16 protein-coding genes are annotated in these 16,697 nt (G+C 41.2%); 15 read left to right on the top strand and 1 reads right to left on the bottom strand.

What is annotated here, in order from left to right; translation table 11 throughout:
- Positions 1-15: 15 nt before the first annotated feature.
- From A5878_RS11030 to A5878_RS11020, 3 genes are all read left to right on the top strand, one after another.
- Positions 16-1,140, top strand: a complete 1,125-nt coding sequence (locus A5878_RS11030) for a hypothetical protein (protein ID WP_086295574.1) — start codon at positions 16-18, stop codon at positions 1,138-1,140.
- 278 nt (positions 1,141-1,418) lie between these two features.
- Positions 1,419-1,619, top strand: coding sequence for a cold-shock protein (locus A5878_RS11025; RefSeq protein WP_003126918.1), 201 nt, complete (start codon positions 1,419-1,421; stop codon positions 1,617-1,619).
- 108 nt (positions 1,620-1,727) lie between these two features.
- Positions 1,728-2,360, top strand: coding sequence for a YfbR-like 5'-deoxynucleotidase (locus tag A5878_RS11020; RefSeq protein WP_086295572.1), 633 nt, complete (start codon positions 1,728-1,730; stop codon positions 2,358-2,360).
- A gap of 98 nt (positions 2,361-2,458) precedes the next feature.
- Here the strand turns inward: A5878_RS11020 and A5878_RS11015 are convergent, their stop codons facing one another.
- Positions 2,459-3,229, bottom strand: coding sequence for an SDR family NAD(P)-dependent oxidoreductase (locus tag A5878_RS11015; protein WP_010749342.1), 771 nt, complete (start codon positions 3,227-3,229; stop codon positions 2,459-2,461).
- A 212-nt stretch (positions 3,230-3,441) separates the two neighbouring features.
- Between A5878_RS11015 and A5878_RS11010 the strand changes: the two genes are divergently transcribed.
- The 12 genes from A5878_RS11010 to A5878_RS10955 all read left to right on the top strand — a co-directional run bounded on the left by A5878_RS11010 (position 3,442) and on the right by A5878_RS10955 (position 16,600).
- Positions 3,442-6,198 (top strand): helicase C-terminal domain-containing protein, encoded by a 2,757-nt coding sequence (locus A5878_RS11010; protein ID WP_086295570.1) that lies wholly within the window; start codon positions 3,442-3,444, stop codon positions 6,196-6,198.
- 48 nt (positions 6,199-6,246) lie between these two features.
- The gene (locus A5878_RS11005) at positions 6,247-6,747 is read left to right on the top strand and encodes a DUF5590 domain-containing protein (protein WP_010749344.1); all 501 of its coding nucleotides are present in this window, start codon (positions 6,247-6,249) and stop codon (positions 6,745-6,747) included.
- A gap of 50 nt (positions 6,748-6,797) precedes the next feature.
- Entirely contained in the window at positions 6,798-7,991 is a 1,194-nt protein-coding gene (locus A5878_RS11000; protein WP_086295567.1) for a pyridoxal phosphate-dependent aminotransferase, read from the top strand.
- 43 nt (positions 7,992-8,034) lie between these two features.
- Positions 8,035-9,333, top strand: a complete 1,299-nt coding sequence (gene asnS, locus A5878_RS10995; RefSeq protein WP_005229504.1) for an asparagine--tRNA ligase — start codon at positions 8,035-8,037, stop codon at positions 9,331-9,333.
- 268 nt (positions 9,334-9,601) lie between these two features.
- Positions 9,602-10,390, top strand: a complete 789-nt coding sequence (locus tag A5878_RS10990; RefSeq protein ID WP_005229506.1) for a glycosyltransferase family 2 protein — start codon at positions 9,602-9,604, stop codon at positions 10,388-10,390.
- A complete protein-coding gene (locus tag A5878_RS10985; RefSeq protein WP_060792919.1) occupies positions 10,390-11,220 on the top strand; it encodes a glycosyltransferase in 831 nt (276 codons plus the stop codon). Before A5878_RS10990 ends, A5878_RS10985 begins: the two co-directional genes overlap by 1 nt.
- Positions 11,217-11,921 carry a glycosyltransferase family 2 protein gene (locus A5878_RS10980; RefSeq protein WP_086295564.1) on the top strand — a complete coding sequence of 235 codons (705 nt, stop codon included), beginning with the start codon at positions 11,217-11,219 and terminating at the stop codon, positions 11,919-11,921. The genes A5878_RS10985 and A5878_RS10980 overlap by 4 nt, the downstream gene beginning before the upstream one ends.
- Positions 11,922-12,027: 106 nt before the next feature.
- Positions 12,028-12,894, top strand: coding sequence for a glucose-1-phosphate thymidylyltransferase RfbA (gene rfbA, locus A5878_RS10975; protein ID WP_060792921.1), 867 nt, complete (start codon positions 12,028-12,030; stop codon positions 12,892-12,894).
- A gap of 15 nt (positions 12,895-12,909) precedes the next feature.
- Complete coding sequence (gene rfbC, locus A5878_RS10970) at positions 12,910-13,482, top strand: dTDP-4-dehydrorhamnose 3,5-epimerase (RefSeq protein WP_060792922.1); 573 nt, start codon at positions 12,910-12,912, stop codon at positions 13,480-13,482.
- 12 nt (positions 13,483-13,494) lie between these two features.
- On the top strand, positions 13,495-14,523 hold the full coding sequence (gene rfbB / locus A5878_RS10965) for a dTDP-glucose 4,6-dehydratase (RefSeq protein WP_060792923.1): 1,029 nt from the start codon (positions 13,495-13,497) through the stop codon (positions 14,521-14,523).
- 42 nt (positions 14,524-14,565) lie between these two features.
- Positions 14,566-15,417 (top strand): dTDP-4-dehydrorhamnose reductase, encoded by an 852-nt coding sequence (gene rfbD / locus A5878_RS10960; protein ID WP_060792924.1) that lies wholly within the window; start codon positions 14,566-14,568, stop codon positions 15,415-15,417.
- Between the two features lie 16 nt (positions 15,418-15,433).
- Positions 15,434-16,600 carry a nucleotide sugar dehydrogenase gene (locus A5878_RS10955; protein ID WP_060792925.1) on the top strand — a complete coding sequence of 389 codons (1,167 nt, stop codon included), beginning with the start codon at positions 15,434-15,436 and terminating at the stop codon, positions 16,598-16,600.
- The last annotated feature ends 97 nt before the right edge of the window (positions 16,601-16,697 follow it).

Genomic DNA, 16,697 nt, shown 5'->3' with positions numbered 1-16,697 from the left:
AGGAGGTAATGTGGAATGGGAAAATTTGGAAAAAGTTTTTTATCGCAGGTAATATCTGACGGAATCAAAGGACCATTTGTCACGATCATGCTCAATACGCATGTCGGCCACCAGAATGTCGAAAAGGATCAAATCAAATTTAAGAACTTTGCCAAAGATGCGAAGCGCCGCTTTGAAAAGAAATACCCAGAACATTCTTGGGATCTTTTTCAAACGAAAATTGATGAACTGCTTGCAGATCAATCATTTTGGCGTAACAGTACAACGAGTGTGGCGGTGATTATCACACCAGAAGATGTACTAGTTCATCGGTTAAGTATTCGTGTGGATGATCAATATTACGTAGGGGAAACCCCGTATGTATTAGCTGTCATCAAAAACGCACAATTTAATTACCCATTTTATCTCTTAGCGTTGAATCGCGATTCAATGCAAGTCTATCAAGTTGAAAACAATCAAGTGCGTGAAGTCGAGTTGCCAGAAGAGGCACCGACAACGATCGAAAAAGCGCTGGGGGAAAAAATCACTGGCGGCGGCAACTTTAATTACAGTGCCCAAGGTGGCCCTAACTCAGGAGGAGAAGGCGTCGCTTATCACGGCTTTAGTGCCAAAGATGAAGAAGTCGAGATCGATCACGTCAACTACTACCAAGCAGTTGATGCATTTTTCAAGAATGACTTTTCAAACGAAGAGCATTTACCAATGTATCTTTTTGCTTTACCAGAAAATCAAACGCTGTTTAAAAAAGTGGCAAAAACGAACTTTTTCAAAGCAGAACCAAGCATTTCCTCTTCACCAGCATCGTTATCTTTGAAAGAGATCCAAACGTGTACGCAAAAGCTGATTGCGGAGTTGACACAAAAAGAAGTTGGGGAATACGGCAAGCTGTTGGATCGGAAATTTATTGACCAATTGGTTGATATCGTACCTGCAGCTAAAGAAGGCAGGATCGCCAATCTGTTTGTAGCGACTTCCAATCTCGCCGATGGGTTTGGAGAAGATCCTGACACGGAATACGATCGTCGCCAAGTGTTAAATACGCTGGCAATCGATGTTTTAGAAAACGGCGGCGAGGTATCTATTTTGGAACAAAAAGATGCCCTAGGTGAAAAAAGTTTGACTGCGATTTTGCGCTACTAAACGCAGTTGCGTCCTTCGTAAATAAATCGTTTCCAAAAAAGAAAAGACTGTTGCAGATCTTTAGTGCAGCAGTCTTTTTGCGAATCATAAAAAAATAAAGGCGTTTTCATTTTTTTTGATTTTCTATTAGTCATAAAGAAGATAATGTGCTATAATACAAAGTGTAGTTTTTGTTACGGTAAATTATGGTAGCTTGTTTCATCTTAAACATCTTCCACATTTTCACCTTATACAAGTAATTGCAAAATATGTGTATAAACACAAGGAGGATTTTTATTATGGAAACAGGTACAGTTAAATGGTTTAACTCAGACAAAGGTTTTGGATTCATCACTGCAGAAAACGGTAACGATGTATTCGTTCATTTCTCAGCTATCCAAGGCGAAGGCTTCAAAACTTTAGAAGAAGGTCAAGCAGTGACTTTCGATATCGAAGACGGACAACGTGGCCCTCAAGCGACTAACGTTAACAAAGCGTAATTTGTGAATGCCTTTTAAGAGCAGCTTAGCTGCTCTTTTTTTGTGCGCGTGATATTTGCTTGCGGAGAAAGTAGTTGTTATACTCTTAGAAAAAAAGGAGGCAGACTGATGGGATTGAATGAATTTATTCTTGGATTGGCTAATTTAGAAAAAATCCAACGCGCACCTGGATTTTTTAAGTTTACCGAGCACAGCGTGGCCGCTCATTCGTTTCGAGTAACCATGATTGCCCAGACCTTAGCCGATATCGAAGAACAAGCGGGAAATCAAGTCGATTGGCAAATTCTTTATGAAAAATCCTTGAACCATGATTACACGGAACGTTTCATTGGCGACATCAAAACGCCAGTCAAATATGCAAACAAAGAATTGCGGGCGATGTTATCAACCGTTGAAGAAAAAATGACCGATGCCTTCATCGAAGAAGAAATCCCCCAAAGCTTTCAAGCGACGTATCGCAGACGCTTGGCGGATGGCAAAGACAACAGCCTTGAAGGTCAGCTTTTGGCAATTGCGGATAAGATCGATCTTTTATATGAATCTTTTGAAGAGATCTCAAAAAGCAACCCCGACAAAGTGTTCAAAGAAATGTTTCGTGAAGCGGTTTTGACAGTCAAAGCGTTTCAGCATCGTCCATGTGTGACCTATTTCTTTGAAGCCATTTTTCCCGAGTTATTGAATGCAGATTTTTATGGCAAGACTGCTTTTCTAGAAGAAATCGCAGCTTTGGTGGAAAAATAAACAAAAAGAAAAAACGAAAAATCAAGAAATGATCCATCTCACAGGTTTCACTTGAAACAAGTGAGGGGATCAGGTTTGATTTTTCGTTTTTTGTTGTATTAAAGCAAAGATTCCGCTCCATCAATATAGACTTCCGTTCCAGAAATATTGCCCGCAGCCTCTGAAGATAGAAAAAGCACAAGGTTGGCGACTTGTTCTGGCACGCCTGTTTCTTGTTTTAATGGTCGAGAACGTTCTGGATATTTGACGGGGATCTCAACGCGAGCAACCTCTTCTTCAATTTCTGTGCTGGCATCGATATTCGTTGCGATCGCCCCAGGGCAGATAGCATTGACCCGAATATTATAACCAGAAAGTTCCAGCGCAGCCATTTTTGTAAAGGCGACTTGACCTGCCTTAGATGTACTGTAAGCAGTCGCACCAAAATTGCTGAAGATGCGGTTTCCATTGACCGAACTCGTAATGACAATGCTGCCGCCATTTGCTTTCATAAATGGGATCGCAGCTTTGACGGTAATAAAGGTACTGCGTAAATTTGTGTTGATCGTCTGGTCCCATTCTGCCACCGTCAATTCTTCGATCGGTGTCCAAGTACCGTTGATGCCGGCATTGACGTGGAGTACATCGAGACCGCCTAGTTCTTCCACAAGACCACTCATCGCTTCTTGCAGCTTCTCTGCTTCAGTGACGTCAACGGCACGATAGTGGGCTTGTGCGTCATAGTCAGCAAGAAACTCCTGCAGCTCCTCCTCGTTGCGATCAATCAACCCAACAAGAGCACCCTGGGCTAGAAATTGTTCTGCCACCGCTTTTCCAATCCCAGAAGCAGCCCCCGTTACAATCACTCGTTTGTTTTTGAAATCATTCATTTTTTTCGCCTCCTTATAGTAAATTATAAAAAAGATCCCTTTTTTTGTCGAAAAAAGCGATCAGCGACGAGTGACAAATTCCTTTAGCTGATAAATACGGATACTGGATAGTAAGGTTCTTCTTCCTGTGAACCCTCATATCCGATGGGAAAACAGATGTAATCGCCATTGATTTTGTAGTATAATGCAGACAGTGTGCAAGGAGGAATACAATGAAACCCATATACGCTGTGGTGGATCTTGAAACAACAGGAACCGATTCGACGATTGATCGAATTATTCAATTTGGCTGCGTCTTAGTCCAAGATGGCAAGATCATTAATCGTTTTGCCGCAGATATCAACCCTGACCGCAGAATTTCTAAGCAAATTCAACGATTGACACACATCACAAATCAGCAAGTAAGCAAAGCGCCTTATTTCGAAGACATAGCTGACACGATCTACAACTTACTCAGCAATACGATTTTTGTGGCGCATAACATTTATTTTGACTATCATTTTTTAAGCAATGAATTTGTTCGTTGCGGTCTGCCGCCTTTATCGATTCCAGGGATCGATACGGTGGAATTGGCGCAAGTGTTTTTACCGACAGAAAGCAGCTTTCGCTTAGGTGATCTGGCAGACAGCATCGGCTTTCGTCATGACAACCCGCATCAAGCCGATAGTGATGCAGAAGTGACCGCAGCATTATTTTTATACATTGAAGCAATCATGCGACAGCTACCACGGACGACTCTTAAACAGATTGCGCTTTTAAGCGGTCAGATGGGGATGCAAACGAGTGAGTATATTCACGGAATTTTGAAAGAAAAAGGACCAGAATTGGCGGAAGATTTCGAAGTGATCGACGGCGTCGTCCTGCGAAAAAAAACTGTTCCGCTTTTTGAAGCCACGCATTTTCAAGAAACGTATCCGAAAGTAAAAACGGAAAAAGAACAGCGCTTTGGCGAGCACTTGATCTATCGGAAACAACAAGCACGTTTGATGAATGCGGTGTATACCCATTACACCCAACCAGAGAAAAATTTGATTATTGAAGCAGAAACGGGGATGGGAAAAACCATCGGTTACTTGTTTCCAGCCGCTTATTTAGCGACGCCAGAAAATCCATTGATCGTTAGCACCTCATCGATTCTTTTACAAAATCAGATCATTAGCAAAGACATTCCATTGGTGAACCAAGTACTGCAGCAGCCTTTGCAAGCGGTCTTGGTCAAAAGCCATCGTCATTACATTGATTTGCAGCGCTTTAAAGCGACGCTGGATCAACCGGTAGAACAAAAGCAATACGCCCAATATCAGATGGGGATCTTAGTCTGGCTGACCAAAACAGAAACAGGTGACTTTGATGAATTGAATTTAGTTCGTCTTGATCATCCTTTATTTACCGACATTCGCCATCGCGGGGTCGACTTTTTAGCCAAAGATCAACCCTTCTATGAACAAGATTTTGTTCGACATTTATATCGGCGGATGTCGCAAAGCAATGTTTTGATCGTCAATCATGCCTTTTTAATGCAGGAAAACCGACGGGCGCAGCCACTGTTGCCAACGAGTGATTATTTGTTGATCGATGAAGCCCAACAGTTGCCGCAGCAAGCAGAAGGCTTTAGTCAACATGTCTTTGACTCTGCTCATTTCAAGCGGCAGTTTTTACAGCTGAATGAAGAAGGACTATTTGAAGAAATTGCCCAGATCATTACCGAGGACGATTTTTTGCAACGCATGTTCTCGTTGTATCGAAATGCATTGTCGGTTTTGGTCGAAACACAAGAACAGTATTTTCGCAGTTTGTCGATCGATGCGCCAGAGCTGCAAGTCGTGCACCATGACGACCTCTATGATGGCACGTTAGAACAAGACAAGCTGCATCAGAAATGGAGCCTTTACTATCAAGAAATCAATGAGATCCAACAACAGTTACGTCAGCGATTCGAGTTGACCAATGATCGGTGGTATGCAAGACAACGGATCGTGATTGCCCGTTTGTTTGATTTCTTTAGTCAAATGGACGCACAGGAACAAACAGTGACCGCGTGGTTGACTTGGTGGCATCCTCGTTACGTTCATTGGCTGAAAAAGCATCCCCAGTCAGGAAATGCTGTGATTGAGTTAGCTGATCTAGAAGGACATTCGATTGTGGAGAGCACATGGTACCAACGCTATCAGCACATCATTTATCTAGGGGGGACATTGAAGATCCCAGGCAACAAAGAATATTTTGCCCATCAGATCGGCTTGACGGATGTGCCAGTCAAAACGATTCCTGCCTTTTATGATTACAGCAAGCAAACGCGACTGTATGTAATCAAAAAAGGTCTCTCGATCCAACAAGCATCAGCTGCCGAATACGCGGATTATTTAGTCGAAGCGTTGGTCCCGATTTTGTTTGACAATCCGCAACCAGCGCTTGTGTTGTTTACGGCACACGAGACTTTGAAAAATGTCTATGATCGATTGAATAAAAAAGCCCTGCATTATGGCAGAGAAATCGTTGCTCAAGGGACTGGCGGAACCCGTGAGAAAATCTTAAAGAAATTTTTATTAGCGGAAAATGGTATCTTATTAGGGACTAGCAGTTTTTGGGAAGGGGTCGATTTACCAGGACAGGCACTGAAGATCGCTGTGGTGACCCGATTGCCTTTTGAGAACCCTAAACAACCCATGGTCCAAGCACGGCACGCCTTTTTGGAAGCAGAAGGCATTGATTCTTTTAAAGAAGATGCCTTACCTAAAGCGATTTTACGGCTGCGCCAAGCATTGGGGCGTTTGATCCGTTCCGAGGAGGATACCGGCGTGATGGTCGTCCTTGATCGACGCTTGCTATCGACAAAATATGGCAAACGAATGGTCAAAGGCTTACCCAAAAACTTACCTCTGATTGAAGCAAGTTCAACCGAGATCGCCGAAGACATCCAACATTTTTTTGCGCAAGAGGAAAAAGCAGCAGCCGATTTTGAAAAATGAGTTGAACATCTGATATAATGAATTTTATTTAAGATTGGAGTACGAAGTGTGAAAACAAAAGACAAAGAACATCGGCGTGTGGTTATTTTGCTGAGTGCGATCACAGTCTTACTGGTCGTTATTCTCTTCGCTTCTATTTTCTATCTCCGTTCTTCTCGTCCAATGCGACAAGCAAGAAACGAAGCAATCGAAATAGCAGAAAGATACACCGATTTAGCAGAGGTCGAACAATTTTATTGGTTTACCCGTGAGGAAACCTCCTTTAGCATTGTTGGAAAGGATACGAATAACAATGAGATCGTTGTGATCATCCCAAAAAGCGGTGAGAAGGTTTCTGTTTTTAATCAAGCGGATGGGCTGACGGAAGCACAAGCTAAGGCATTTGTTCGCGACAATCATCAAGGTCAGGAAATCCAAAAGGCCGCATTGGGTATTTTTGAAGGCGAGCCAACTTGGGAAGTCATGACGAAAGATGGCGATGGTCGTTTGAACTATTATTTGATTGGTTTCAAAGATGGCGAAGAAATCAAAGCGATCACTGAACTATAGGAAGACGCTTATGATAGAATGAATTTTGGATCGTAGAAAGGATGATAAACATGGTACTTTCAAAAAGAGCAGAAAAATTGGAACCCTCCGCAACGTTAGCGGCATCTGCTAAGGCAAAAGCGTTAGCGGACCAAGGTGTAGACGTATTAAGTCTAACTGTCGGTGAACCCGACTTTATTACCCCGAAAAACATTCGCCAAGCAGCGATCGCAGCGATTGAGAGCGGCAAGGCCAGTTTTTACACAGCAACTGCGGGGATTCCTGAATTAAAACAGGCGATTCTTGCTTATATGAAAGAGTTTTATGGTGCTGACTATGATTCAAACCAAGTGATCGTGACAGATGGCGCAAAATTTGCCCTTTATACGCTGTTTCAAGCGCTCCTTGATGAAGAGGATGAAGTACTCATTCCAGTGCCTTATTGGGTCAGCTATGCGGAACAAGTCCGTTTAGCGCAAGGGACACCTGTGTTTGTTGAAGCCAAGCAAGAAGCCGATTTTAAAGTTTCTGTGGCTCAATTAGAAGCTGCTCGTACAGAGAAAACGAAAGCCATCATTTTAAACTCGCCTGCCAACCCTACAGGGGCGATTTACTCAAAAGAAGAGTTAACGGCAATCGGCAACTGGGCAGTGGAAAATAATATTTGGATCATTGCCGATGATATCTATGGTCGTTTGGTTTATAACGGCAATACCTTTACATCGATCGCAAGCTTATCAGAAGAGATACGCAAACAAACCATCGTGATCAATGGCGTTTCTAAAACCTATTCTATGACTGGGTGGCGGATCGGATTTGCTGTCGGCGATGCAAAAATCATCAAAGCGATGATCGATATCGCTTCCCAAGCTACTAGCAACCCGCCGGCTGCTAGCCAATACGCAGCAGTTGAGGCACTGACTGGGAATCAAGAATCGATCGAAGTGATGCGTCAGGCCTTCGAAGAGCGCTTGAACAAACTATATCCGCTAATTGCCGCTATTCCTGGTTTTCAGGTGACGAAACCCCAAGGCGCGTTTTACTTGTTTCCAAATGTCAAAGAAGCCATGACGATGTGCGGCTATCAAACCATTGATGCCTTCGTGGAGGCCTTGCTGATGGAAGCCCACGTAGCAGTAGTGACTGGTGCTGGTTTTGGTACACCAGATTATTTACGCATCAGCTATGCAACTGATTGGGACACGTTAGCGGAAGCTACCAAACGAATCCATGATTTTGTTGAAAAGAAACGCCAAAAAGCTTAAAATGCTCTATGGTGCCTTTATTAATTAGATAGGAGAGAATCAAGTGGAATCTATTCAAATTTTAGATGCAAAAAAACACGTTGGCGAAACCGTTCAAATCGGAGCATGGGTTGCTAACAAACGTTCCAGCGGCAAGATCGCCTTCTTACAACTTCGCGACGGAACAGCGTATTTTCAAGGGATCGTTGTAAAAAGTGAAGTAGGTGAGGAAGTTTTCCAATTAGCAAAAAATTTAAATCAGGAAACTGCCGTACTGGTCACTGGGGAAATCAGAGAAGACAGCCGCTCAAAATTTGGCTATGAAATTGGTATTTCTGGTTTAGAAGTTGTTGGGGAAAGCCATGATTACCCAATCACACCAAAAGAACACGGAACAGATTTCTTGATGGACCATCGTCATTTATGGTTGCGTTCCTCAAAACAACACGCCATCATGCAAATCCGAAACGAAATCATCCGGGCAACGTATGAATTCTTCAACAAAAATGGCTTCATCAAAATCGATCCACCAATCCTAACCGGATCAGCACCAGAAGGAACGACTGATTTATTCGAAACCAACTATTTCGATCAAAAAGCATATTTGTCTCAGTCTGGTCAATTGTACATGGAAGCTGCCGCTATGGCGTTTGGCAAAGTCTTTTCTTTTGGTCCAACTTTCCGTGCCGAAAAATCAAAGACACGTCGTCACTTGATTGAATTTTGGATGATTGAACCAGAAATGGCCTTTATGCACCAGGAAGAAAGCTTGGAAGTCCAAGAGCAGTACGTGGCATTCTTAGTGCAAAATGTGCTCGATAACTGTGACTATGCACTAGATGTCTTAGGTCGTGACCGTGAAGTCTTGAAAAAATACACCAAATTACCATTCCCACGAATCTCTTACGATGATGCAGTGGCATTATTACAAAAGAACGGCTTCGATGATATTCAATGGGGCGATGACTTTGGCTCACCACATGAGACCTTTATTGCCAATTCATTCGATCAGCCCGTCTTTATCTTAAACTATCCAAAAGCCATCAAACCTTTCTATATGAAGCCACATCCAACGAGAGAAGATGTCGTGATCTGTGCCGATATGATCGCACCAGAAGGCTATGGCGAGATCATTGGAGGTTCTGAACGTGCCATTGATCATGAATACCTGCTAGAGCAAATCCGCGCCCACGGCTTGGACGAAAACGAATACTCATGGTATTTAGACCTACGCAAGTACGGCTCAGTTCCTCACACCGGCTTTGGTCTTGGATTAGAACGGACCGTTACCTGGTTATCAGGAATCGAGCACGTAAGAGAATCCATTCCGTTTCCACGGTTGTTGAATCGGATTTATCCTTAATTTAAAAAGATTTTGTGCGAAAGCGTAAACGATTCACTCATCACACCATCCCTTGCTAGAAAGTCTCTAGCGGGGCTGGTGTTTTTATCTGCTCTTGATGATGAGGGATTACTTCAGAAAAGAAGCAAGCAGCAATCCAACGGGCGGCTGGGACTGAATAGAAGAAATCGCTTTGCTTGCTCGAGTGTGCTTTTTTTACGCGCGGGGATGTGATATAATAACAAATTGACTAGTATCTCTCATTTTATAACATTAAGGACAATACACTATGGATAATAGAAAAACGAATAAAATAATCATCAGTATTGTGACACATAATAGTCGTGATATATTCAAAACATTGGATCATCTGGAGAAAGAGATAGGAGAGGATCCACGCTTTGAAGTGAAAATATTTGATAATAATTCGAAAGCAGAATACATTGCTAAAATGCAAGATTATCCATTTGTCACTGTCATCTCAGCCAATGAAAATCTTGGATTTGGTCATGGACACAATCAATTATTAATGAATGCAACGCAAGAATACGGATTTATTTGCAATCCTGATATTCTTGTCACGAAAGAATCAATTGAAGGATTATTAAAAAGAATTCAAGAGAATGAAGCAGCTGTCGTAGTTCCTCAGGTTTTGAACGAAGATGGCTCTATTCAGTATTTAGTAAGAAAACGATTAGCTGTATTCGATTATTTCTTGCGATTTATTCCGTTTCATTGGGTAAAAAAAGTATTTAAAAAAAGACTGTCTGCTTATGAGTGCCGTGACCTTCCACAAGATCAAACCAGTTATATCCGAATGGGCTCTGGTTGTTTTATGTTGGTAGAAATCGCTCGCTTTAAAGAAATCGGCGGCTTTGACGAACAGTTCTTTATGTATTTTGAAGACAATGATTTGTGTTTGAGATATGAAAAAGCGGGGTACCGCATTTTGTATACGCCCTTTGAAAAAGTCGTGCACTTATACGGTAAAGGAGCTCATAGAAGTGCAAAACTCTTTTTGGTGTTTATGCATTCGATGATGAAATTTTTTAATAAATGGGGTTGGAGGCTGTTTTGATGAACCGTTTATTTGTGACGATCGTAATGTATGAAAGAAGCTGGCAAGAAGCGTCGGCTTCACCGCTTTTGGAAAAAGCGGTGAAGAACCAGCAAATCCAATTGCTGGTTTATGATAACAGTCCACAAAGTCATGATGAGCCTTTTTTTCAGCATCCATTAGTGACCTATTTCCATGATCCAGCCAATCCCGGCCTCTCCAAAGCATACAATAAAGGGTTTAAGTCTGCGTCTAGCGGCGATTTTGATTTGCTGCTTCTCTTGGATCAAGATACGGAGCTGACAAAAGCCTACCTAAACTTTCTTATGACTGAGACGATCGGAACTGAAATAGGTGCTGTTGTGCCGCTGATTTACAGTGGCACAACACAGGTATCACCGGTCTTAGCTGATCGTTACATCAATCGAAATCTGGCATATCCTGCTATCGGTGAGCAAAAACAGCGGATTATGGCAATCAATTCCGGCACCGCAGTCACTCTCGCGGCTATAAAAAAAATCGGCGGATTCAATGATGCTTTTCCGCTGGATTTTTTAGATCATTGGCTTTTTCTTCGCTTACATCAAGAAGGCTTTCGGTTTTTGATCGCAAACCAAAAGTTGAATCATGATCTTTCAGTCATGCATTATAAAACGATGACTAGGGAAAGATATGAGCAGATTCTTACCAGTGAATCGAAATTCTATAGGGATTTCGATAAAGAAAAGAAAAAGGAACATGAAAAACAGCTTTTTTTTCGAACAATAAAACAAGCACTTTCACCCAAAATGTGCCGATTCAGTCGAAGAACATGGAAAGAATACTTGTCATTTAGGAAGGATCATTTATGATATCAGTATGTGTAGCCACTTATAACGGAGAAAAGTATCTTCAAGAACAGCTGGACAGCATTCTAATTCAACTTGCACCTGATGATGAGCTGATTATTTCGGATGACTTCTCTACTGACAAGACAAGAAATATCCTCGATTCTTATCGCGCAGATCCCCGAATCAAACTTTTGGAAGGACCGCAAAAAGGCATTATCAAGAATTTTGAACACGCAATTAAGCAGGCTTCAGGCGATCTGATTTTTTTGGCCGACCAAGACGATGTGTGGCTTCCCGATAAAGTTGCTGATACAAAAGCAAAATTTGATGAAAAAAAAGAGACACAGGTAGTCATTTCTGATTTGAGAATTGTCGATGAGCAGCTTGAAGTGATTGAACCCTCCTATTTTGCCTATCGGAATGTAAAAGTCGGATTTTTACGAAATGTGCTTAAAAATAAATACATCGGAGCAGGCATGGCTTTTCGAAGAGAGTTGAAGCCAGCTATTCTTCCGTTTCCGCAAGCAATTCCAATGCATGATATGTGGATCGGTGCAATGGCAGGCAACCGTATCGAACTTATTGATAAGCAGTTAACGTTGTATCGAAGACATGAAAAAAATGCCAGTGAAATCAAAACATCCGCTTCATTTGGCCAGCAATTCGTGTGGCGCTGGGGTTTAATAAGAAGCCTGTTCATGAGAAAAGTATTTGATAAATAAAAGTTACATTTTCATTTCAAAACTTTGAATTGAATGACAAAGCTTTCTAGAAATGAGATAATGCTGTGGTGAGAAATACAAGTAAATTATTTAAGGAGCGTAATGAATGAAAGGGATTATTTTAGCAGGCGGTTCAGGAACACGCCTTTATCCATTAACAAAAGCAACTTCTAAACAATTGATGCCTATTTATGACAAACCAATGATTTTTTACCCAATGTCTACATTGATGTTGGCGGGGATCAAAGAAATTTTAATTATTTCCACTCCTCAAGATACTCCTCGCTTTCAAGAGTTATTCGGCGATGGCAAAGACTTAGGACTGCAAATTGACTATGCAGTACAGCCAAGTCCTGACGGCCTCGCTCAAGCATTCATTATTGGGGAAAAGTTTATCGGCACTGATAGTGTTTGTTTAGTCTTAGGAGACAATATTTATTATGGCGGCGGTCTATCGAAAATGCTTCAACGAGCTGCTGCAAAAGAATCAGGTGCAACTGTTTTTGGCTATCATGTAAATGATCCTGAACGATTTGGTGTAGTGGAGTTTGATGACGATATGCACGCCTTGTCTATTGAAGAAAAACCTGAGAAGCCGAAATCAAATTATGCTGTAACAGGTCTGTATTTCTATGATAACGAAGTAGTCGAAATAGCCAAGAATATCAAACCGTCTGCGCGTGGAGAATTAGAAATTACCGATATCAATAAAGTTTATCTAGAAAAAAATAAACTTTCTGTTGAAGTCATGGGAAGAGGTTTCGCTTGGCTTGATACAGGAACACATGAAACATTGCTTGAGGCATCTACTTTTATTGAAACGATTGAAAAACGGCAAAACTTGAAAGTTGCGTGTTTGGAAGAAATATCATTCCGAATGGGCTATATCACAAGAGAGCAGTTGGTTGCTTTAGCTGAGCCATTGAAAAAAAATCAGTATGGTCAATATTTATTACGACTAGCTGCTGAATAAAGAGGAGACGCTTTGATGAAAGTTATAGAAACAAAATTGACAGATGTAAAATTAATAGAGATGGACGTTTACGGCGATCATCGAGGTTTTTTTACTGAAAGCTATTCAAAAGAAAAATTTTCAGCACAAGGAATTGACTTTGATTTTGTTCAAGATAACCACTCATTATCTGCTGAAGCAGGTGTGTTAAGAGGCCTGCATTTTCAAAAAGGTGAAGCAGCACAGACAAAATTGATTCGTGTGGTGACTGGTGCGGTACTTGATGTTATCGTAGATATTCGTAAAGGCAGCCCGACCTATGGAGAGTGGGAAGGGTACTTGTTAACCGAACACAACCATCGTCAGTTATTAGTACCTCGCGGATTTGCTCACGGGTTTATGACACTGACCCCAAATGTGAACTTCTTGTATAAGTGTGACAACTATTATAATGCTGAAGCTGATGGCGGCATTGCATTTGATGATCCCGATTTGGCAATTACTTGGCCTATAGATGTGAAAAAAGCGATTCTATCAGAAAAAGATAAAAAACATCCAACACTGAAAGAATTTGAAATAGAAAATACATTTGTCTATGGTGAAGTATAAGGAGTGAAAGTGATGAAAAAAATTATTGTAACCGGTGGAGCAGGATTTATCGGCTCTAACTTTGTTCATTATGTGATCAATAATCATCCTGATGTTTTTGTAACAGTTTTAGATAAGCTGACCTATGCGGGAAATAAGAACAATCTTAATGGTCTTCCAAAGAATCGCTTCGAATTAGTTGTCGGCGACATTGCTGATCAGGAGCTGGTAGATAGATTGGTTCAGGATACAGACGCTGTCGTTCATTATGCTGCAGAATCTCATAATGACAACTCGTTGAAAGATCCTTTTCCGTTTGTTCAAACCAACATTATTGGAACGTATACGCTGATAGAAGCATGCCGAAAGTATAATGTAAGATACCATCATGTTTCAACCGATGAAGTATATGGCGATCTTCCTTTGAGAGAAGATCTTCCGGGACATGGCGAAGGAGCGGGAGAAAAATTCACGGACAAAACGCCGTATAACCCATCAAGTCCTTACTCTTCAACAAAAGCTGGTTCCGATCTTTTGGTAAAAGCTTGGGTACGCTCATTCGGTCTCCAAGCGACGATCTCCAATTGTTCTAATAATTATGGACCTTATCAACACATTGAGAAATTTATTCCTCGACAAATTACCAATATTTTGAGCGGCATCAAGCCGAAATTGTACGGTGACGGGAAAAATGTCCGTGACTGGATTCATACAAATGATCATTCATCAGCTGTGTGGACGATTTTAACAAAGGGACAAATGGGTGAAACGTATCTCATCGGTGCCGATGGTGAAGAGGATAATAAAGCAGTAATTGAACTGATTTTAGAACTAATGGATCAGCCCAAAGACGCGTATGAGCACGTAAATGATCGACCAGGTCATGATTTACGCTATGCAATTGATTCGACAAAATTGAAAGAAGAATTGGGCTGGCAACCGGAATTCACCAATTTCCGAGATGGCTTAGCCGATACGATTGAGTGGTATCGCAACAACGAAGAATGGTGGAAGACAGAAAAAGAAGCGGTAGAGAAAAATTATGCTGCGAATGGACAATAAATAAAAGCAGGGAAACCTGCTTTTTTTGAAGGGATGAGAAATATGATTTTACTGACAGGCGGAAATGGGCAGCTGGGCACGGAGCTGCGACATCTATTAGATGAAAAAGGATTAAAATATGTCTCAACGGATGCCCAGGAAATGGATATTACGGACGAACAAGCAACTCTTGCGTTTATTCAAGAATTAAAACCGACCGTTATTTATCATTGTGCTGCATACACAGCAGTAGATAAGGCGGAAGATGAAGGCAAGGAACTTGATGAGAAAATCAATGTCAACGGGACGGAAAACGTGGCGAAAGCGGCGAAAGCGGTAGGAGCAAAGTTTGTTTACATCAGTACTGATTATGTGTTCGATGGAACGAAAAAAGAGGGGGTCTACAAAGAAACAGATAAGCCGAATCCTCAAAATGAATACGGTCGTACAAAATTGTTGGGTGAACAAGCAGTGAAAGATCTTTTAGATGAATACTTCATTATCCGAACTTCATGGGTTTTTGGTAAATATGGACATAATTTTGTATATACAATGAAACGTTTAGCGCAAACGCACCCGCGCTTAACCGTCGTTGATGATCAATATGGCCGTCCAACATGGACCCGAACATTAGCTGAATTTATGGTTTATATTATCGAAAACAATGCAGACTATGGGATCTACCATCTATCAAATGACAATAGCTGTTCATGGTACGAATTTGCCAAAGAAATTCTGAAAGAAACGGATGTTGAGGTTGCACCTGTCACTTCAGCAGAATATCCGCAAAAAGCAAAACGACCACAATACTCGGTGTTGGATCTTACAAAAGCAAAGAATACCGGTTTTGTTATTCCTACTTGGGAAGAAGCATTGGCTGATATGACTGCATCTTTAGAGAAAGAAGAAAACTAGAAAAAGAGGGATCATGATGAAAGTTTCCGTTTTTGGTTTAGGTTATGTAGGATTAGCAAACGCTTTGTTATTGGCGCAAAAAGAAGAAGTACTTGCTTATGATATTGTGGATGAAAAAATCGATCAATTGCAAAAGAAAATCTCACCTCTTGAAGACAAAGAAATTCACCAATTTTTGGAGCGGACAGACTTGTCCGTTCATTTCACCAAAGCTTTTGATGAAGCTGTTGACTTTGGGGATGTATTAATTATTGCGACGCCTACAGATTACGATGAGCATAAAAACTATTTTGATACGTCGACTGTAGAATCGGTGATTGAAAAAGCGCTGGAGTTGCGTCCAGATGCTGTGTTTATTATTAAATCAACAGTTCCTGTAGGGTATACATTAGATCTTAAAGCACGTTTTAACACAGAGAACATTTTATTTTCACCTGAATTTTTGCGTGAGGGAAAAGCTTTATACGACAATTTGCATCCTTCGAGAATTGTTGTTGGAGAATGCAGTGAGCGAGCGAAAGAGATCGCCGAGATGTTCAAGCGAAATGCATGGGAAAATGAAATTCCCGTGCTTTTAACAAATCCGACTGAAGCTGAAGCAATAAAACTGTTTTCTAACACGTATCTGGCGCTGCGCGTGGCATATTTCAACGAATTAGATACCTATGCGGAAGTGAGGGGACTTGATTCACGACAAATCATTGAAGGCGTCGGGCTGGATCCTAGAATCGGCTCCCACTACAACAATCCGTCTTTTGGATACGGTGGCTACTGTCTGCCCAAAGATACCAAGCAGCTCCTAGCTAACTATGATAAGGTTCCGAATAATATCATTCAAGCGATCGTCGAAGCAAATACGACCCGCAAAGATTTCATCGCGGAGCAGATCCTTGATCGACAACCGAAAGTTGTGGGCATCTATCGATTGACTATGAAAGCTCATTCTGATAATTTCCGCTATTCTTCCATTCAAGGAATTATGAAGCGGATCAAAGCCCATGGAATCAACGTAGTAGTATACGAGCCTTCTTTAAAAGAGAAATCCTTCTATAACTCTGAAGTTATTGATGACTTTGAGACGTTTAAAAAGATCTCTGATGTTATTGTAGCAAATCGTATGGAAGATGTACTGCATGACGTAGAAGACAAAGTATACACAAGAGATTTGTTTGAAAGAGACTAAAAACTTTGAGAAAAAGGAGGCCAAATTTCGTTCGTTGAATGCGGCTTTCTTTTTTTCGTTTAATCTGTCAATGAAACATTAATTTTTTTTCTCAATT

The sequence above is a fragment of the Enterococcus sp. 3G6_DIV0642 genome, assembly GCF_002140635.1.
Lineage (GTDB): Bacteria > Bacillota > Bacilli > Lactobacillales > Enterococcaceae > Enterococcus_D > Enterococcus_D casseliflavus.
The sequence above is the reverse complement of the archived record's forward strand: the minus strand, read 5'-3'. Positions and strand labels throughout refer to the sequence as shown.